Origin of the sequence: Kitasatospora sp. HUAS MG31, assembly GCF_040571325.1 — a bacterium.
In the GTDB taxonomy this organism is placed as follows: Bacteria; Actinomycetota; Actinomycetes; order Streptomycetales; family Streptomycetaceae; genus Kitasatospora; species Kitasatospora camelliae.
Window position 1 is genome coordinate 1829657 of sequence record NZ_CP159872.1, and the last position, 18213, is coordinate 1847869.

Annotated in this window: 18 protein-coding genes; 13 read left to right on the plus strand and 5 right to left on the minus strand. The window is 74.2% G+C overall.

Going from position 1 to position 18213, the window contains the following annotated elements; translation table 11 throughout:
- Positions 1–159: 159 nt before the first annotated feature.
- The 4 genes from ABWK59_RS08570 (at position 160) to ABWK59_RS08585 (ending at position 2569) form a co-directional block, all read left to right on the plus strand.
- Positions 160–855 (plus strand): TetR/AcrR family transcriptional regulator, encoded by a 696-nt coding sequence (locus tag ABWK59_RS08570; RefSeq protein ID WP_354639285.1) that lies wholly within the window; start codon positions 160–162, stop codon positions 853–855.
- A 99-nt stretch (positions 856–954) separates the two neighbouring features.
- The gene (locus ABWK59_RS08575) at positions 955–1425 is read left to right on the plus strand and encodes a VOC family protein (RefSeq protein ID WP_354639287.1); all 471 of its coding nucleotides are present in this window, start codon (positions 955–957) and stop codon (positions 1423–1425) included.
- A gap of 123 nt (positions 1426–1548) precedes the next feature.
- Positions 1549–1962 carry a VOC family protein gene (locus ABWK59_RS08580; protein ID WP_354639289.1) on the plus strand — a complete coding sequence of 138 codons (414 nt, stop codon included), beginning with the start codon at positions 1549–1551 and terminating at the stop codon, positions 1960–1962.
- Between the two features lie 58 nt (positions 1963–2020).
- Complete coding sequence (locus tag ABWK59_RS08585; protein WP_354639290.1) at positions 2021–2569, plus strand: DinB family protein; 549 nt, start codon at positions 2021–2023, stop codon at positions 2567–2569.
- A gap of 45 nt (positions 2570–2614) precedes the next feature.
- Here ABWK59_RS08585 and ABWK59_RS08590 read toward each other — a convergent pair whose 3' ends face one another.
- Positions 2615–3268 carry a TetR/AcrR family transcriptional regulator gene (locus ABWK59_RS08590; RefSeq protein ID WP_354639292.1) on the minus strand — a complete coding sequence of 218 codons (654 nt, stop codon included), beginning with the start codon at positions 3266–3268 and terminating at the stop codon, positions 2615–2617.
- 99 nt (positions 3269–3367) lie between these two features.
- Here ABWK59_RS08590 and ABWK59_RS08595 point away from each other — a divergent pair, with 99 nt between their 5' ends.
- The 7 genes from ABWK59_RS08595 to ABWK59_RS08625 all read left to right on the plus strand — a co-directional run bounded on the left by ABWK59_RS08595 (position 3368) and on the right by ABWK59_RS08625 (position 10312).
- Positions 3368–4411 carry a carboxymuconolactone decarboxylase family protein gene (locus ABWK59_RS08595; protein ID WP_354639294.1) on the plus strand — a complete coding sequence of 348 codons (1044 nt, stop codon included), beginning with the start codon at positions 3368–3370 and terminating at the stop codon, positions 4409–4411.
- Positions 4412–4624: 213 nt separating this feature from the next.
- Entirely contained in the window at positions 4625–5326 is a 702-nt protein-coding gene (locus ABWK59_RS08600; RefSeq protein ID WP_354639296.1) for a DedA family protein, read from the plus strand.
- Between the two features lie 119 nt (positions 5327–5445).
- Entirely contained in the window at positions 5446–6630 is a 1185-nt protein-coding gene (locus tag ABWK59_RS08605) for a sensor histidine kinase (RefSeq protein WP_354639298.1), read from the plus strand.
- Positions 6630–7265, plus strand: a complete 636-nt coding sequence (locus ABWK59_RS08610; protein WP_354644871.1) for a response regulator transcription factor — start codon at positions 6630–6632, stop codon at positions 7263–7265. The genes ABWK59_RS08605 and ABWK59_RS08610 overlap by 1 nt, the downstream gene beginning before the upstream one ends.
- A gap of 118 nt (positions 7266–7383) precedes the next feature.
- Positions 7384–9009, plus strand: a complete 1626-nt coding sequence (locus tag ABWK59_RS08615; RefSeq protein WP_354639300.1) for an AMP-binding protein — start codon at positions 7384–7386, stop codon at positions 9007–9009.
- Positions 9010–9072: 63 nt separating this feature from the next.
- Positions 9073–9147, plus strand: a complete 75-nt coding sequence (locus tag ABWK59_RS08620) for a putative leader peptide (RefSeq protein ID WP_354644872.1) — start codon at positions 9073–9075, stop codon at positions 9145–9147.
- Positions 9148–9283: 136 nt separating this feature from the next.
- Entirely contained in the window at positions 9284–10312 is a 1029-nt protein-coding gene (locus ABWK59_RS08625) for an isopenicillin N synthase family dioxygenase (RefSeq protein ID WP_354639302.1), read from the plus strand.
- A 226-nt stretch (positions 10313–10538) separates the two neighbouring features.
- On the opposite strand, the gene ABWK59_RS08630 is transcribed toward ABWK59_RS08625, so the two are convergent.
- A complete protein-coding gene (locus ABWK59_RS08630) occupies positions 10539–11129 on the minus strand; it encodes an ABATE domain-containing protein (RefSeq protein WP_354639304.1) in 591 nt (196 codons plus the stop codon).
- A gap of 95 nt (positions 11130–11224) precedes the next feature.
- Between ABWK59_RS08630 and ABWK59_RS08635 the strand changes: the two genes are divergently transcribed.
- Entirely contained in the window at positions 11225–12454 is a 1230-nt protein-coding gene (locus ABWK59_RS08635) for a cysteine desulfurase (RefSeq protein ID WP_354639305.1), read from the plus strand.
- 179 nt (positions 12455–12633) lie between these two features.
- Entirely contained in the window at positions 12634–13353 is a 720-nt protein-coding gene (locus ABWK59_RS08640; RefSeq protein WP_354639306.1) for a MerR family transcriptional regulator, read from the plus strand.
- A 45-nt stretch (positions 13354–13398) separates the two neighbouring features.
- On the opposite strand, the gene ABWK59_RS08645 is transcribed toward ABWK59_RS08640, so the two are convergent.
- From ABWK59_RS08645 to ABWK59_RS08655, 3 genes are all read right to left on the minus strand, one after another.
- Positions 13399–15564 carry a 3-hydroxyacyl-CoA dehydrogenase NAD-binding domain-containing protein gene (locus ABWK59_RS08645; RefSeq protein WP_354639307.1) on the minus strand — a complete coding sequence of 722 codons (2166 nt, stop codon included), beginning with the start codon at positions 15562–15564 and terminating at the stop codon, positions 13399–13401.
- Between the two features lie 119 nt (positions 15565–15683).
- Positions 15684–16898 (minus strand): acetyl-CoA C-acetyltransferase, encoded by a 1215-nt coding sequence (locus ABWK59_RS08650; RefSeq protein ID WP_354639308.1) that lies wholly within the window; start codon positions 16896–16898, stop codon positions 15684–15686.
- 120 nt (positions 16899–17018) lie between these two features.
- Entirely contained in the window at positions 17019–18161 is a 1143-nt protein-coding gene (locus ABWK59_RS08655) for an acyl-CoA dehydrogenase family protein (RefSeq protein WP_354639310.1), read from the minus strand.
- Positions 18162–18213: the final 52 nt, after the last annotated feature.

Here is an 18213-nt window from a genome sequence, read left to right on the forward strand (position 1 = left end):
TCCATGAGTGGGCGCGCCGACAGACCGACAGCCGACGGGCGCAGGGGTCGAGGGGTCAGGTGTACGCCGTACACCTTCACCGCCACGCTAGGGTGTACGCCGTACACTCGTCAAGGAGGGACCGGCGGCCCGGCCGGTCGCACGGAAGGCGGTCGAGAGATGGCCCAGCAGACCGGCACCGCCCGCCGGACCCCGCTCAGCCGGGAGCGCGTACTGCGCGCCGCCGTCGCGTTCGCCGACCGCGGCGGCATCGAGGCGCTGAGCATGCGGGGGCTCGCCCAGGAGCTGGACGTGGTCCCGATGGCGCTCTACAAGCACGTGGCCAACAAGGAGCAACTCCTCGACGGCATGGTCGACATGATCGTCGGGGAGATCGCCCCGGCGGACGGCGGCGACGGCTGGAAGGCCGCGGTGCGCGGGCGGGTGCTGTCCGCCCGCGCGGTCCTGCTGCGCCACCCCTGGGCCCCGCGGGTCATCGAGTCGCGGACCGCCCCCACCCCCGGCGTCCTCGGCTACCTGGACTCGGTCATCGGCATGCTCCGGGCCGGCGGGCTCTCCGCCGACCTCGCCCACCACGCGATGCACGCCCTGGGCAGCCGGGTCTGGGGCTTCACCCAGGAACTGTTCCCCAGCCCCCCGGTGGCCGACCCGCAGGACCGGGCCGAGGCCCTCGGCGCCCTGTCCGCCCACTACCCGAACATCGCCGAGATCGTCGCCGCCCGCCCCCACGAGCCCGGCTCGGTCGTCGGCGGCGGCTGCGACGACCGGTTCGAGTTCGAGTTCGCCCTCGACCTCCTCCTCGACGGCATCGAACGCCTCCACCGGTCCGCCTGGAGCTCCACCCCGCAGTCCTGACGTGCCGTGGCGTGCGTGGCGTGGCGGACGGGGCCGCGGGGGCGGGGCGGATAGCGTCGGGACGGTCGGCAGGGGGTGGGGACGGAAGAGGAGTGCGGGATGCAGAAGATCACCACCTTTCTGTGGTTCGACGACCAGGCCGAGGAGGCGGCGAGGTTCTACACCTCGGTGTTCCGTGACTCGCGGATCGTGGACGTGCAGCGGTACGGCAAGGCCGGGCCCGGCGAGGAGGGGACGGTGATGGTCGTGACCTTCGAACTGGCTGGACAGCGGTTCATCGCGCTCAACGGCGGCCCGATGTTCACCTTCAGCGAGGCGATCTCGCTCCAGGTGGACTGCGCCTCGCAGGAGGAGGTCGACGACCTCTGGGCCAAGCTCACCGACGGCGGCCAGGAGAGCGCCTGCGGCTGGCTGAAGGACCGGTACGGGCTGTCCTGGCAGATCGTGCCGACCGTCCTGGCGGAGATGATCGCGGACCCGGACCCGGAGAAGTCGGAGCGGGTGACCCGGGCGATGCTCGGGATGGTCAAGCTCGACATCCGGGCCCTGCGCGACGCCTACGAGCAGTGACCGGCCCCGGAGGCTGAACGGGACGGGCGGGCGGGCGGGCGTCCCTCCGGTGCGGCGCCCCGGGCCCGGCCCGCGGACGGGCTACCGTCGGGCGCCGGGCAGCGTCACGGAGGAGGAGAGCACATGGTGAACCAGGCACCGCCGCCGCAGGTGTGGCCGAGTCTGCGAGCGGACGACGCCCGGGCCCTGATCCGCTTCCTGGTCGAGGCGTTCGGCTTCGAGGAGACGGTGGTGTACGGCGAGGGCGACCGGGTCGACCACGCCCAGCTGGCCTGGCCGCCGGGCGGCGGGGTGATGCTCGGTTCCGCCCGCGAGCCGGGCCCGGAGGACCCGTGGCCGCTGGTCCCGGGCACCTTCGGCGGGTACGTGGTGACCGGCGACCCGGACGCGCTGTTCGCCCGGGCGGTGGCGGCCGGCGCCGAGGTGGTGCAGGGGCCGCACGACACCGAGTACGGGTCGCGCGACTTCCAGGTCCGCGACCCGGAGGGCAACCGCTGGTACTTCGGCACCTACCGGGGCGAACCCAGGAGGAGCTGACGGCCAGTCAGGCCCGGTCGTACCGGCCGGTGTCGGAGGCGGGTGGGATGCTGACCGGATGACCGACATCCCCCCGCAGAACTACGCGCCCGGCATGGCCGGCGCCGAGAGCCGGGCGACGCCGCCGCTGGTCGGCGACGAGCGCGAGATCCTCACCTCCTACCTGGAGTTCCACCGCGAGACCTTCGCCCTCAAGTGCGCGGGCGTCGCCGAGGAGCGACTCTCGGAGCGGATGGTGCCGCCGTCCGGGCTCAGCCTGCACGGGCTGATCCGGCACCTCGCGGGCGTCGAACGGTGGTGGCTGCGCATCCAGTTCGCGGGCGAGGACGTGCCGCTGCTCTACTACTCGGACGACGACCCGGACCAGGACTTCGACCGCCTGGACGGCGATGTCTCGCAGGCCCTGGCGGTGTGGCGAGCCGAGTGCGAGCGCTCCCGCGAGATCGTCGCCGCCACCCCCTCGCTGGACGCCACCGGCACCCACCGGGCCAGCGGCCAACCGGTGGCCCTGCGCCGCATCCTGGTGCACATGATCGCCGAGTACGCCCGCCACAACGGCCACGCCGACCTGCTCCGCGAGCGCATCGACGGCAGCACCGGCTACTGAGGCCCCGGCGCCCCCGACGCGCACGACACACCCGACGGCCGCCGCTCAGGCGTCCCTGCGGGCCGCCGCCGCTGCCAGCACCGCGGCGGCGGCACGGTCGGCAGTGCCCGTGTCCACCGGTTCGCCGGTGATCAGGACCCGGAAGTAGATCGGCGCGACCAGATCCTTGATCAGCTCGGTGGCGTCGGTGCCGGGCGGGAGTTCGCCGCGCTCGATCGCCCGGGCGACCACCGGCGCGGCGCGCAGGGTGCGGTCGTGGAAGATCCGGCGGCGGGCGTCGGCGATCTCCGGGACGCGGACCGCGTCGGACAGCATGGTGGTGACCACCGCCCGACCCACCGGGCTGCCGAGCCAGCCGACCAGACCGCGGGCGAGGAGTTCGAGGTCCTCCGCGACGCTCCCGGTGTCGGGGATCGGGATGTCCGCCGCGATGTGGTCGGTGAGGGCATCGACGACCAGGGTGTCGCGGTCCTTCCAGCGGCGGTAGACGGTGGTCTTGTGCACGCCCGCCCGTTGCGCGACCTGATCGACCGTCAGGGCCGCGTACCCGGTCTCGACGAGTTCCCGCAGCACCGCGGCGAGCACGGCGGCCCGGACCTTCTCGCCGCGCCCGACCGGCCGGGGGCGGTCGGCCCGATCGGCGGACTCGGCGGCATCGACGGAGCCGGCAAAGGCGGGATCGAGGGAATCAGCGGACATTGCAACTCCCAGTTGCGTTACGAGCGGACGGCGTGCGACTCTCAGGCTATCGCAACAACGAGTTGCGATCCGGATCGTCCACCGGAAGGGGATCCCTCCATGCCCTCGCCCTACCGCCACACCCCCGGCGTCCCGAAGAACGCCGCCACCGGCCTGGTCGCCCGCGTCTACGCCCAGATGGCCGAGGACTTCCTGCTCGCCGACGGCCCGCTGATGAGCCTCTCGCCCGCGCCCGAGGTGCTCGCCGCCACCTGGGCGCTGCTGCGCGAGGCCGAACTGGCCGGCGAGGCCTCCCGGATCGAGAAGGAGGCCGCGGCGAGCGCGGTCTCCCGGGTCAACCGCTGCCCGTTCTGCACCGAGGCGCACGCCCTGCTGGTCCACGGCGCGGGCGACCACCGGCTGGCCGAGTCGGTACGGACCGGCGCGGCGCCGCAGGACTCCGGCCAGGCCGCCGTGGTGGCGTGGGCCGAGGCCACCCGCAGCCCGGGCGCACCCGACCTGGCCGCACCGCCGTTCCCCGAGCGGCTGGCCCCGGAGTTCCTGGGCACCGCCCTCGCCACCCACTTCATCAACCGCATGGTGACCTCCCTGCTCGACGAACCGGCCCTGCTGCCGGGTGCGGTCCACCGGTCGCAGCTGGTCCGCCGGGTGGCGGGCCGCGTCGTGCAGCGGGCGGCTCGGCTCCTGCTCGCCCCCGGCCGCAGCCTGGAACTCCTCGGGCCGGAGGCCGAGTCGGGCCCGGTACCGGCCTGGGCCGGGCCGGGACCGATCGGCCGGGCGTACGCCGCGCTGCGCGCGGTGGGCGAGCGCGGTGGGCGGACGCTGGGCGCCGAGGGGCGGGCGGCCGTGCTGGCCGCCGTCGCGGCCTGGGACGGCACGCACCCGCCGCTCGGCGGCGGCCGGCTGGAGTCCCCGCTCGGCGGCCTCGGTCCCGACGACCGCCCGGCCGCCCGGCTGGCGCTGCTGGCCGCGCTCGCGCCGTACCGGATCACCGACGAGCAGGTGGCCGAATGGCGCGAGCGGCACGGCGAGGCCGCGGACGGCGGCGAGCTGGTCCGGGTGCTCGCGTTCGGCGCGATGGCCGCGGTGACCCGGGTCGAGGGGTGGATCACCGCGGCGACACTGACCGCGCCGAGCGTCTGAGCCGCCGCCGTACGCCACGGGCGCGGGGACCACGGGCGCGGGGACGCCGGGGCACGGGTCACCGGGGTGAGGTTTCCCGCAGGGTGTGGGGGTGCGGGAAACCGCAGCGAACCGTGCGGGTGACCGCATACCGGTGCTGAGCTGGGATTCCTAGGTTGAGGAGGGTCCGGGGCGGCCGTCCCGGGCGATCGTCCCACCGACCTGGAGGCTCGGATGCACCCCACCGTTCTCGCCCTGGCACAGGAGCCCGCCGACGGATTCGCCGGCTGGGCCGCCGGGCTCGTGGAGTCCCTGGGCGGGCCCGGCGCCGGGCTGGCGATCGCGCTGGAGAACCTGTTCCCGCCGCTGCCGAGCGAGGTGATTCTGCCGCTGACCGGGTTCGCCGCCGGACAGGGGGCGCTCGGCCTGGCGTCGGCGCTGTTCTGGACCACCCTCGGCTCGGTGGTGGGCGCGGTGGTCCTCTACTGGCTGGGGATGATCTTCGGCCGGGACCGCATGCACGCGATCTGGGCGCGGCTGCCGCTGGTGAAGGCCGCCGACCTGGTCCGGACCGAGGAGTGGTTCGCCCGGCACGGCACCAAGGCGGTGTTCCTGGGCCGGATGGTGCCGATCTTCCGCAGTCTGATCTCGGTGCCCGCCGGGGTGGAGCGGATGCCGCTGCCGCTGTTCGTCCTGCTGACCACGCTCGGCAGCCTGGTCTGGAACTCCGTTCTGGTGCTGGCGGGTTACGCGCTGGGCGACCGGTGGGCGGTGGTGGAGGCCTACGTCGGGGTGCTCTCCAAGGCCGTCCTGGTGCTGGTGGCGGCCGCGCTGGCGGTGTACCTCGCCCGCCGGCTCCGCGGCGGCCGCACCGCGGGAAGCACCGCCGACCGGCCCGCCGAGCACCCCCGGACCGCCCAGCACCGCCGCCGGTGACCAGCGCCGCGCCCGGCCATCGCTCCCCCGGCCACGGCTCGCCCCACGCCGATCGATCTTGCCCGAGCCGTCCGGCCGAACTAGGGTCGGACCCCGTGCAGGGCACCCGGGCAGCGGACATGACGGACGGTCAGGCCGGTACGCCGCCGTCCCCGGCGCCCGGATGGCGCTCCCGTGGGCGCCGGGCGCTCGGCGTGCTGCTCGGCTGCCTGACCGCGGTGCCCGGCAGCCTCTACCTGCTGCTGGCCGGCACCGTCCTCGGCCCGTTCCTGCTGTCGCCGGCCACCCGGGCGCAGGCCCTGGGCGTCCTGATGGGCGGCGCCCGGCGGCTGGCGGCCGTGGAACGGGCCCGCCGGGCCGCGTTCTTCGGCGACCGCTTCCCCGACGGGTACCGGGCGTCCGACCGGCGCGTCCTGCGCTACCTGGCCCTGCACTGCTGGGCGGGGCTGCTCTGCGGCACCGTGCTGGGCCTGCTGGGCGTGGGCCTCGCACTGGCGGGCCTGCTGGTCCAGGGCGCGGCCCGCGGCGGTCTCACCCCGGACGAGCTGGCGGTGCAGGCGGTGCTCGGCGGGGTGCTGCTCTTCCTGGACCTGCAGGGCCTGTTCGCCCTCGCCGCCCTAGACGCGCGGGCCGCCCGCGCCTGCTTCGGCCCCTCCGAGCGGGAGCTGCTGCGCCGGCGGATCGCGGAGCTGGCGGACAGCCGGGCGGCGGTGGTCCACGCGGTGGACGCCGAGCGCCGACGGATCGAGCGCGACCTCCACGACGGCGTCCAGCAGCGGCTGGTGGCCCTCGCCATGCTGATCGGCCGGGCCCGCCGCGGCCGCGACCCCGAGCAGGCGGACGCGCTGCTGCGCCAGGCGCACCGGGAGTCGGCGGAGGTACTCGCCGAACTGCGCGAGGTGGCCTGGCGGGTGTACCCCTCGGCGCTGGACGGGCTGGGGCTGCGGGAGGCGCTCGACGGGGTGGCCGAGCGGTGCGCCCTGCCGGTGAGGACGGAGTTCGCGGCCGCCGGACCGCTGCCCCCGCCAGTGCGGACCGCCGCCTACTTCGTGGTGTCGGAGTGCGTCACCAACGCGGCCAAGCACTCCGGGGCCACCGCCGTCTCGGTGCGGGTCGAACGCGTCGAACGGGCCGGCCCGGTCCTGGCGGTCACCGTCCGGGACGACGGCCGGGGCGGCGCCGACCCGGCCGGCGGCGGGCTGACCGGCCTGCGCGGCCGGGTCGCCGCCCTGGACGGCACCCTGCACATCGACAGCCCCGCCGGGGGACCGACCACCGTCACCGTGGAGCTGCCGTGCACGTGATGATCGCCGAGGACTCCACCCTGCTGCGGGAGGGCCTGGTCCGGCTGCTCGTCGAGGAGGGCCACCGGGTCCCGGCCGCGGTCGGGGACGCGGACGCCCTGCTGGAGGCGCTGGAGGAGCAGCGGCCCGACGTGGTGGTGCTGGACATCCGGATGCCCCCGACGCACACCGACGAGGGGCTGCGGGCGGCCCTGGCGATCCGCGAGCGCTGGCCCGGCGTCGGGGTGCTGGTGCTCTCCCAGTACGTGGAGCGCCACTCCGCGGCCCGCCTGCTGGCGGCCGGGGCCGAGCGGGTGGGGTACCTGCTCAAGGACCGGGTCGCGCAGGTGGAGGAGTTCCTGGAGGCGCTGGATCGGGTGCACGCGGGCGGGGCCGCGATCGATCCGGAGGTGGTGCGGCGGCTGGTGGTGCACAGCGCGAACGGCGATCCGCTGGCCCGGCTGACGCCCCGGGAGCGCAGCGTGCTGGAGGCGCTGGCCCAGGGGTACACCAACGCGGCGATCGCGGCGCGGCTGCACGTCTCGCTGAGCGCGGTGGAGAAGAACCTGAACGCGGTCTTCGACAAGCTGGAGCTGGACCGCGCCACCGGCTACAGCCGGCGGGTCCTCGCGGTGCTGAGGTTCCTGGAGGGGTAGGGCGCGTCCCGGGGCCGTCGGGACGGCCACCGGGGGCGACCGGGCGCGTACTCTTGACGAACCGTCAGGGGTTGACGAAGCCTTGTCAGACCACGCCCGTCAGCCCCGGAGGTCAACGGTGACCGAGCAGGCGTCCCACACCCACGGCGGGACGGAGATCCCGCTGCTGACCGTGACGATCGGCGAGCGCCTGGACCGGGCGGTGGCCGAGTTCGGGGAGCGGGAGGCGCTGGTCGACCTGGTGAGCGGGCGGCGGTGGACGTACGCCGACCTGGGCCGGGACGTGGAGCGGGTGGCGCGCGGGCTGGCGGCGCTCGGGGTGGTCAAGGGCGACCGGGTGGGCGTCTGGGCGATGAACCGCCCGGAGTGGGTGCTGGTGCAGTACGCCACCGCTCGGCTCGGCGCGGTCCTGGTGAACGTCAACCCCGCGTACCGCACCGAGGAGCTGGCGTACGCGCTGCGGCAGGCCGGGGTGTCGCTGCTGGTGGCGCAGGGCTCGTACCGGGACGCGGACTTCCGGGCGATGGTGGCCGGGGTCCGCGGCCGCTGCCCCGAGCTGCGGACGGCGGTGTTCCTCGGCGAGCCGAGCTGGGCGGACCTGCTGCGCCGCGGCGACGAGGCCCGGCCCGGGCCGCGTGAGGTGCTGCACTGCGACGAGCCGATCAACATCCAGTACACCTCCGGCACCACCGGCTTCCCCAAGGGCGCGACCCTCTCCCACCGCAACATCCTCAACAACGGCCACTGCGTGGGCGCGCTGCTCGGCTACGGCCCCGAGGACCGGATCTGCGTGGCGGTGCCCTTCTACCACTGCTTCGGGATGGTGGTGGGCAACCTGGCGGCGCTGAGCCACGGCGCCTGCGTGCTGATCCCCTCCGAGGGGTTCGACCCGGCGGCCACCCTGCGGGCGGTCGAGTCGGAGCGGGCGACCTCGCTGTACGGGGTGCCGACCATGTTCATCGCCGAGCTGGGCCTGCCGGACTTCGCCTCCTACGACCTGTCCTCGCTGCGGACCGGCCTGATGGGCGGCTCGCCCTGCCCGGCGGAGCTGATGCGGCGGGTCCGCACCGACCTGCACATGCCCGAGGTGGCCATCGCGTACGGGATGACCGAGACCTCGCCGGTCTCCACGATGACCCGGGTCGACGACCCCGAGGAGCACCGGGTGGCCACGGTCGGCCGGGCGGTCCCGCAGGTCGAGGTGCGGATCGCCGACCCGGCGACCGGCCGGACGCTGCCGCGCGGCACGGTGGGCGAGCTGCACACCCGCGGCTACTCGGTGATGCTCGGCTACTGGGGCGAGCCGGAGCGCACGGCGGAGGCGGTGGACGCGGAGGGCTGGATGCGCACCGGCGACCTGGCGGAGATGCGCGAGGACGGCTACCTGGCGGTGGTCGGCCGGATCAAGGACGTGATCATCCGCGGCGGGGAGAACGTGTACCCGCGGGAGGTCGAGGACCTGCTGCACACCCACCCGGCGGTCGCGGACGTGCAGGTGGTGGGGGTGCCGGACGAGCGGTACGGCGAGGAGGTGTGCGCCTTCGTGGTGCTGCGCGAGCCCGCCGGGGCGCTCGGCCGGGAGGAGGCCGTGGCGCGGGAGATCGCCGAGTTCTGCCGCGGCCGGATCGCGCACTTCAAGACGCCCCGGCACGTGCGGCTGGTCGAGGGCTTCCCGATGACGGTGAGCGGCAAGGTGAGAAAGGCCGAGCTGCGCGAGGCGGCGGCGCGCAGCCTCGGCCGGTGAGGCCCCGGCGGACCGGACGGCCCCTTGTTCGACCACCGCCGACCGGTCATCTAACCTGGTTCCGTGCTTCTTCTCGTCAGCCGTCGCCACGTGGACCTGCTCCGCGTCACGAGCATGTCCTGTCGACGCTCCGGCTGATCCCCTTCCTCTCCCGCCCGTTCCGGGCACACGCCCTCCCCCGGCCCCGCCCGTTCCGCCGCACCCGGCGGGACGGCGGCAGCGACCCCGGCGACCGCCGGGCACCGCCGGGGCACCGACCCAGCGGATGTCACCCATGACACAGCAGTCCCAGCAGTCCCCCACCACCGGTCTCCCCGTGATCGACCTGTCGCTCGCCGACGGGTCCCCCGAGGACCGGGCCCGCCTGCACGACGCCCTGCGCGCCGCGGCGACCGACGTCGGCTTCTTCCAACTGGTCGGCCACGGCATATCGGCGGCCGAGACCACCGCCCTGACCGGCGCGATGCGGGCCTTCTTCGACCTGCCCGAGGCCGACCGGCTGGCCGTGAGCAACCTCAACTCCCCCCACTTCCGGGGCTACACCCGCACCGGCGACGAGCGCACCGCCGGCGCCCAGGACTGGCGCGACCAGCTGGACATCGGCGCCGAACTGCCGCCGCACGTCCCGGCCCCCGGCGAGCCGCCGTACTGGTGGCTGGAGGGCCCCAACCAGTGGCCGGACAACCTGCCCGAGCTGCGCAGCGCCGCCCTGCACTGGATCGACCGGCTCTCCGGGGTCGGCCGGCGGCTGCTGCACGAGCTGCTGGCCGCGATCGGCGCCCGGCCGGACTTCTACGACTACGCCTTCGCCGGCCACCCGCACCTGCGGCTGAAGCTGGTCCGCTACCCCGGAACGGCACCGGACGGCGCCGGGCAGGGTGTGGGCACGCACAAGGACTACGGCTTCATCACCCTGCTGCTCCAGGACACCGTCGGCGGCCTCCAGGTGGAGCGTCCGGACGGCTCGTTCCTGAACGTGCCGCCGATGGAGGGCGCGTTCGTGGTCAACCTGGGCGAGCTGCTGGAGGTGGCCACCGACGGCTACCTGAAGGCCACCAGCCACCGGGTGGTGAGCCCGCCGGGGGCGCGGGAGCGGTTCTCGGTGCCGTTCTTCTTCAACCCGCGGCTGGACGCGCACATCGAGCCGCTGGAGTTCCCCAACGCCCACCACGCGCCGGGGGCCACCCAGGACCCGGGCAACCCGCTGTTCGCCGAATTCGGGCGGAACGAGCTGAAGGGGTATCTCCGCGCCCACCCCGAGGTGACGCGGAAGCACCACGCCGACCTGCTGCCGCTGGCCTGACGGCCGCGCGGGGCAGGAAGCGGGAAGAGTACACCGGAGGGGCGCGGGAGACCGCGCCCCTTCGCCATGCCCGGGGGCAATCGGGTGCGTACACCAGGGGCGCGGGGAACTGCGCGAAGAGGAAACAGCCGAGGTAGAACCCTCCCGCCCCGCGCCGTTCTCCCCCAGCCTGACGGCTGGGAGGTCCACGCGCTCCTTGGTGTTGACCGGGTGCGTACCGGCCCCGTCAGCGGGTCTTGCGGGCGGCGTAGGCGCGGGCGGCGCGGACCCGGTTGCCGCATTTGGTGCAGCACCAGCGGCGGGCCGCGTGGGAGCGCAGGAACCAGCGGTCGCAGCCCTGGGCCGCGCACTCGGCGAGCTGCTCGGCCTCCGGGCCGGTGAGCAGGTCGGCGGTGTCCTCGGCGAGCAGGGAGAGCGCGGCGCCGACCGGGTTGCCGTGGTCGGGCCGGTCGGCGCGGCGGGGTCCGCCGGCCGGGGTGTCCCAGAGCAGGTGGGGGGTCGGCGGGGCCGCGGCCAGGGCGGCGTTGAGGGCGTCGAGGGCGGTGGGGGGCGGGGCCCCGGCGGCGGCGCGGGCCGCGAACAGCGCGCGGGCGGACTCCCGGAGCGCGAGCAGCCGGCCGTGCTGACGGCCGGCCAGCGCCGTGCGGTCGGGCAGCAGCTCGCGCCGGACCAGCCAGAGCCGGGCGGCGTCGGCGTCCTCCAGCAGGTCCACCGGGCCGTGGCTGAGGGTGAAGCGGGTGTTCACCAGGGCGAGGGAGCGGTACTGCTCCTCGCCGGGCACGGCCGGCTGGTGGAGGTGGTAGGGGGTCTCGTCCACCGTCTCATGCTAACGGTTGCGGTTCTCCGTGAGAACGGGCTAGCTTCTCACGGGTAACGGACGACGAAACCGTGAGAACCGTGAGGGGTGGCAGCATGCCGATCGACGCCGTGAAGCTCCGTGAGGACTTCCCGATCCTGCACCGGAGGGTCGGCGACGCCCCGCTGGTGTACCTCGACTCGGCCGCCACCACGCAGAAGCCGCTGGCCGTGCTGGACGCCGAGCGGGAGTTCTACCTGACCCGCAACGCCGCCGTGCACCGCGGCGCCCACCGGCTGGCCGAGGAGGCCACCGAGGCGTACGAGCGGGCCCGGGCCACGGTGGCGGCGTTCGTCGGCGCCCGGCCGGAGGAGACCGTCTTCACCCGGAACGCCACCGAGGGGATCAACCTGATCGCCTACGCGCTGGGCACCGCCGGCCGGATCCGCCCCGGTGACCGGATCGTGGTGACCGAGATGGAGCACCACGCCAACCTGGTGCCCTGGCAGCAGCTGGCCGAGCGCACCGGCGCACGCCTGGAGTGGCTCACCCTCACCGACGAGGGCCGGCTCGACCTGGACGGGCTGGACCGCCTGCTCGACGAGCGGACCCGGGTGGTCGCCCTCACCCACCAGTCCAATGTGCTGGGCACGGTCAACCCGGTCCGCCGGATCGCCGACCGGGCGCACGCGGTGGGCGCCCTGGTGGTGGTCGACGGCGCCCAGTCGGTGCCGCACCGGCCGCTGGACGTCACCGACCTCGGCGCCGACGCCCTGGTCTTCTCCGGACACAAGATGCTCGGGCCGAGCGGAGTGGGCGTGCTCTGGGGCCGGTACGGGCTGCTGGAGTCGCTGCCGCCGTTCCTCACCGGCGGTTCGATGGTGGAGCTGGTCGAGATGGACCGCACCACCTTCCTGCCGCCGCCGCAGCGGTTCGAAGCCGGGGTGCCGATGACCGCGCAGGCGGTGGGCCTGGCCGCGGCGGTGGACTACCTGAACGCGCTCGGGATGGCCGAGGTGGCCGCGCACGAGGACGAACTCACCGGGTACGCCCTGCGGTTGCTCCGGGAGATCCCCGGCGTGCGGATCATCGGGCCGGCCGATCCGGTGGACCGCGGGTCGGCGGTCTCCTTCACCGTGGACGGGATCCACCCGCACGACGTGGGCCAGGTGCTCGACGAGCGCGGGATCGCCGTCCGGGTCGGGCACCACTGCGCCCGGCCGGTGGCCCGCCGCTTCGGGGTGCCGGCCACCACCCGGGCCAGCTTCCACGTCTACAACACCCCGGACGAGGTGGAGGCCCTCGCCGCGGGGGTGCGGGCCGCCCAGGCGTACTTCGCGCGCTGAGCGCGGCGGGGCCGGTGCCGCGAGGCCGGCCGGCGGTACGGGGCGCGGGCACGGCGGCCGCCCCGGCCGTCTCTCCAGCGGCCGGGGCGGCCTCCACCGAGTGGACTGTCGTGATGAGACGGTGTCACACTGCTACTGTCACAGCAAGACTGCTGCACCAGGTTTCCGAGGTCCGAACGATGACAGCGCCCCCACCGCGGCTCACCGTCGACGAGTTGGCCGCCCGGGCCGGGGTCACCGTCCGGACCCTGCGCTTCTACGCCGCCAAGGGCCTGCTGCCGCCCCCCGAGCTCGGCCCGCGCCGGGTCGGCCTGTACGGGCCCGAGCACCTGGGCCGGCTGGAGCTGATCGAGGAGCTCCAGCGGCAGGGCCTCACGCTCGCCGCGATCGAGCGCTACCTCACCCAACTCCCCGAGGACATCAGCTCGCTGGACCTGGCGATCCACCGGGCCCTGGTCGCCTCCTGGACCCCGGAGCCCGCCGAGGAGGCCACCCGGGAGCAGCTGGAGCGGCGGGCCGGGCGCGCCCTGTCCGACGCGGATCTGGACCGGCTGGTGGCGATGGGCGCGCTGCACCGGACCGCGGACGCGGCGGTGTTCACCACCGACCCCGGCCTGCTGCCGCTCGGCGTGCGGATCCTGGACGTGCCGATCCCGCTGGAGACGCTGATCGCCGCCCGCGCGGTGGTCCGGCTGCACAGCCAGGCCACCGCGCACGACCTGCACCGGCTGTTCCGCGAGACGGTCTGGAAGCCGTACCGTGAGAGCGGGCCGCCGCCGCGGGAGCTGGAGCGGATGAAGCTGCTCACCGACCAGATCCAGCCGATGGTGGTGCAGGCCCTGGTGACGGCCTTCCAGCGGTCGCTGGCCGAGGAGTTGGCCGACCGCCCGGAGGCGTGAGCGCACCGACGCGCCCACGCCCCCGGCCCCGGGGCGCGTCCCGGGTCAGTCGCGGAAGGTGCGGCCCTCGGCGGCCATGGTGTCCAGAAGCGCCGGCGGGGTGAAGCGCTCGCCGTACGCGGCGGCCAACTCCCGGGCGCGGGCGGTGAATCCGGCCACCCCGCCGGGGTAGCCGTTGATGTACTGGAGCACGCCGCCGGTCCAGGCCGGGAAGCCGATGCCGAGGATCGAGCCGACGTTGGCGTCGGCGACCGAGGTGAGGACGTCCTCCTCCAGGCAGCGGACGGAGTCCAGCGCCTCGGCGAAGAGCATCCGCTCCTTCATGTCCTCGAACGGGATCGCCTTGCCCGGCTGGGTGAAGTGCTCGCGCAGGCCCGGCCACAGCCGGGTGCGGCGGCCGTCCTCGTACTCGTAGAAGCCGGCCCCGCCGCTGCGGCCCGGACGGTCGAACTCGTCGAGCATCCGGTCCATCACCGTGTCGCCGGGGTGCGGCGTCCAGCTGCCACCGGCCTCCTCGACGGCCCGGCGGGCCTCGTTCCGGATCTTGCGGGGCAGGGTGAGGGTGAGCTCGTCCAGCAGGGAGAGCACCTTGGCCGGGTAGCCGGCCTGGGCGGCGGCCTGCTCCACCGAGACCGGGTCCAGGCCCTCGCCGACCATGGCCACGCCCTCGTTGATGAACTGGCCGATCACCCGCGAGGTGAAGAAGCCGCGCGAGTCGTTGACCACGATCGGCGTCTTGCGGATCTGCCGGACCAGGTCGAAGGCCCGGGCCAGCGCCTCGTCGCCGGTCCGCGGCCCGCGGATGATCTCCACCAGCGGCATCTTGTCCACCGGCGAGAAGAAGTGCAGGCCGATGAAGTCGGCGGGCCGGTCCACGCCCTCGGCGAGCAGGCCGATCGGCAGGGTGGAGGTGTTGGAGCAGAGCAGCGCGTCGGGGGCGATGACCTCCTGGACCTCCTGGAACACCTTGTGCTTGAGCTCGGGGTTCTCGAAGACGGCCTCGATCACCGCGTCGCAGCCGGCCAGGTCGGCCGGGTCGGCGGTCGGGGTGATCCGGGCCAGGAACGCCTCCCGCTCCTCGGGAGTCGTCCGGCCGCGGGCCACCGCCTTGTCCAGCAGGGCGGCCGAGTACGCCTTCCCGCGCTCGGCGGCCTCCGGCGTGACGTCCTTGAGCAGCACCTGCATCCCCGCGGCGGCGCAGGAGTACGCGATGCCGGCGCCCATCATGCCGGCGCCGAGCACGGCGACCCGCTCGACCTTCCGCGGCTCGACGCCCCGGGGACGGCCTGCACCGGAGTTCACGGCCTGCATGTCGAAGAAGAACGCCTGGATCATGTTCTTCGAGGTCTGGCCGCAGGCCAGCTCGGCGAAGTACCGGGCCTCGATCACCATCGCGGTGTCCACGTCCACCTGGCTGCTCTCCACGGCCGCGGCCAGGATGTTGCGCGGCGCCGGGTAGGGGGCGCCGGCGAGCTGCTTGCGCAGGTTGGCCGGGAAGGCGGGCAGGTTGGCGGCGAAGGCCGGGGTGCTGGGGGTGCCGCCGGGGATCTTGTAGCCCTTGACGTCCCAGGGCTGTACGGCCTCCGGGTGGGCGTCCACGAAGGCGCGGGCCCTGGCCAGCATCTCCTCGCGGGTGGCGGCCACCTCGTGCACCAGCCCGGCCTCCAGGGCCTGGGCCGGACGGTACTGGCGGCCCTGCAGCAGGACCTTGAGCAGGGCGTCGGTGATGCCCATCAGCCGGACCGTACGGACGACCCCGCCGCCGCCGGGCAGCAGGCCGAGGGTGACCTCGGGCAGGCCGATCTTGCTACCGGGGGCGTCCAGGGCGATCCGGTGGTGGCAGGCGAGCGCGATCTCCAGGCCGCCGCCCAGGGCCGCGCCGTTGATCGCGGCGACCACCGGCCGGCCGAGGGTCTCCAGGGTGCGCAGCGCGCGCTTGATCCGCATCGAGTCGGCGAAGACGCGCTCGGCGTCCTCCGGCTGGGCCGCGGACAGCAGGCGCAGGTCGCCGCCGGCGAAGAAGGTCTTCTTGGCCGAGGTGACGATGACGCCGCGCAGGCCCTCGGTGGCCTTCAGCCGCTCCACGGTCGCCTCCAGGGCGTCGGTGAAGGCGGCGTTCATCGTGTTGGCGGACTGGGCGGGGTCGTCGAGGACGAGGGTGACCACACCGTCCTGGTCCTGCTCCCAGCGGATGGCGGTTGCTTCGGTCATGGTGGAAGGTCTCCAGACAGGGGTGCCGCGCGGAGCGCGCCCCGAGGGTGGTGGCGGTCCTGGGGTGGCCCGGCCGGCGGGCCCGGGACGGTGGTCCCGGCCCGTGGGCCGGGGGCGGGTCAGAGGCGCTCGATGACGGTGGCGATGCCCATGCCGCCGCCCACGCAGAGGGTGGCCAGGCCGTAGCGCAGGTCGCGGCGCTCCAGCTCGTCGACCAGGGTGCCGATCAGCATGGCGCCGGTGGCGCCGAGCGGGTGGCCCAGGGCGATCGCGCCGCCGTTGACGTTCACCTGGTCGTGGCGGAAGCCGAGTTCGCGCATGAAGCGCATCGCCACAGCGGCGAACGCCTCGTTGATCTCCACCAGGTCGATGTCGGCGGCGGTCAGGCCCGCCTTCGCCAGGGCCTTGCGGGTGGCCGGGGCCGGGCCGGTGAGCATGATGGTCGGCTCGGAGCCGGAGACGGCGGCGGAGACGATCCGGGCCCGCGGGGTCAGCCCGTACCGCTCGCCGACCTCCCGGTTGCCGATGGCGACCAGCGCGGCGCCGTCCACGATGCCGGAGGAGTTGCCGGCGTGGTGGACGTGGTCGATGGCCTCCACCCAGTGGTACTTCTGCAGGGCGACCGCGTCGAAGCCGCCGTCCTCGCCGATCCGGGCGAAGGAGGGCTTGAGTGCGGACAGCGACTCCACGCTGGTGGCCGGGCGGATGAACTCGTCGCGGTCCAGCACCACCAGGCCGTTGCGGTCCCTGACCGGCACCACCGAGCGGTCGAACAGGCCGTCCGCCTGGGCCTTGGCCGCGCGGGCCTGGGACTCGGCGGCGAAGGCGTCCACGTCGGTGCGGGAGAAGCCCTCGACGGTGGCGATCAGGTCGGCGCCCACGCCCTGCGGGACGAAGCCCGTCTCGTACGCGGTCATCGGGTCCATCGCCCAGGCGCCGCCGTCCGAGCCCATCCTGACCCGGGACATCGACTCGACGCCGCCGGCCAGGATCAGGTCCTCCCAGCCCGAGCGGACCTTGGCGGCGGCCAGGTTGACGGCCTCCAGGCCGGAGGCGCAGAACCGGTTCTCCTGGACGCCCGCGACGCTGTCCGGCAGGCCGGCCGCGATGGCCGCGATCCGGGCGATGTCCGAACCCTGGTCGCCGATCGGGCTCACCACGCCGAGCACGATGTCGTCGATCGCGGCCGGGTCCAGGGTCGGGAAGCGGTCGCGGAGTTCGTGGATCAGGCCGACGACCAGGTCGATCGGCTTGGTGCCGTGCAGGGAGCCGTTGGCCTTGCCCCGGCCGCGTGGGGTGCGGATAGCGTCGTAGACGTACGCTTCGGTGGTCACGGTGGATCCTTTCGGATCGGTCGGGTCCGATCGGTCGAGTCCGGTCGGGGTCTGATCGGGTGCGAGGGGGTTTCGGGGTGGGTCTTCGGGGCTTCGGGGCTTCGGGCGGGGCGGCGGGGGTCAGTCGAGGAGGGAGCGGCCGATGATCTCCTTCATGATCTCGGTGGTCCCGCCGTAGATGGTCTGGATGCGGCTGTCGGTGAACGCCCTGGCCACCGGGTACTCGGTCATGTACCCGTAGCCGCCGTGCAGTTGGAGGCACCGGTCGGCGGTGCGCTTCTGCAGTTCGGTAGCCCACCACTTGGCCATCGACGCGTCCACCGGGGTCAGCGCGTACCGGTTGTGCTCGGTGATGCACCGGTCCACGAAGGTCCGGGTGACCGCGCACTCGGTGGCCAGCTCGGCGATCTCGAACCGGACGTGCTGGAGTTTGCCCAGCGGCTTGCCGAACGCCGTGCGCTGCTTGACGTACGCCGTGGTGAGCTCGACCAGGTGCTCGGCGCCGGCGATCGCCGCCACCGCGATGGCCAGCCGCTCCTGGGCCAGGTTGCGCATCAGGTAGAGGAAGCCCTGGTTCTCCTCGCCCAGCAGGTTGGCCTTCGGCACCACCACGTCGGTGAAGAACAACTCGGCGGTGTCCTGGGACTTCTGGCCGATCTTGTCGAGGTTCCGGCCGCGCTCGAAGCCGGCCATGCCGCGCTCCACCACCAGCAGGCTCAGGCCGTGCGCGCCGCCCTCCGGAGTGGTCCGGGCGACCACCACCACCAGGTCGGAGAGGATGCCGTTGGAGATGAACGTCTTGGAACCGTTCAGCAGGTAGTGGTCACCCTTGTCCACCGCGGAGGTCCGGATCCCCTGCAGGTCCGAACCGGTGCCCGGCTCGGTCATCGCGATCGCCGTCACCAGCTCGCCGCTGCAGAAACCCGGCAGCCAGCGCTGCCGCTGCTCCTCGGTGGCGAGGGAGGTCAGGTACGGGCCGATGATGTCGTTGTGCAGGCCCAGGGCGAGGCCGCTGACGCCGGCGCGGACGAACTCCTCGGCGAGGACCGCCGGGTACCGGAAGTCCGGGTTGCCCCCGCCGCCGTACTCCTCCGGCACCGCCAGGCCCAGCAGGCCCTGCCGGCCGGCGGCGAGCCAGGCGGAGCGGTCCACGACGCCGGCCTGCTCCCAGCGGTCGTAGTGCGGGAGCACCTCCTTCGCGAGGAAGGCCCGGACGGTCTCCCGGAAGGCTTCGTGCTCGGGCTCGTACAGCTCGCGTTGCACGGGGGGATCCTTTCTGACGGGGCGCGCCCCCTTCGGCGCACCCGCATGCACC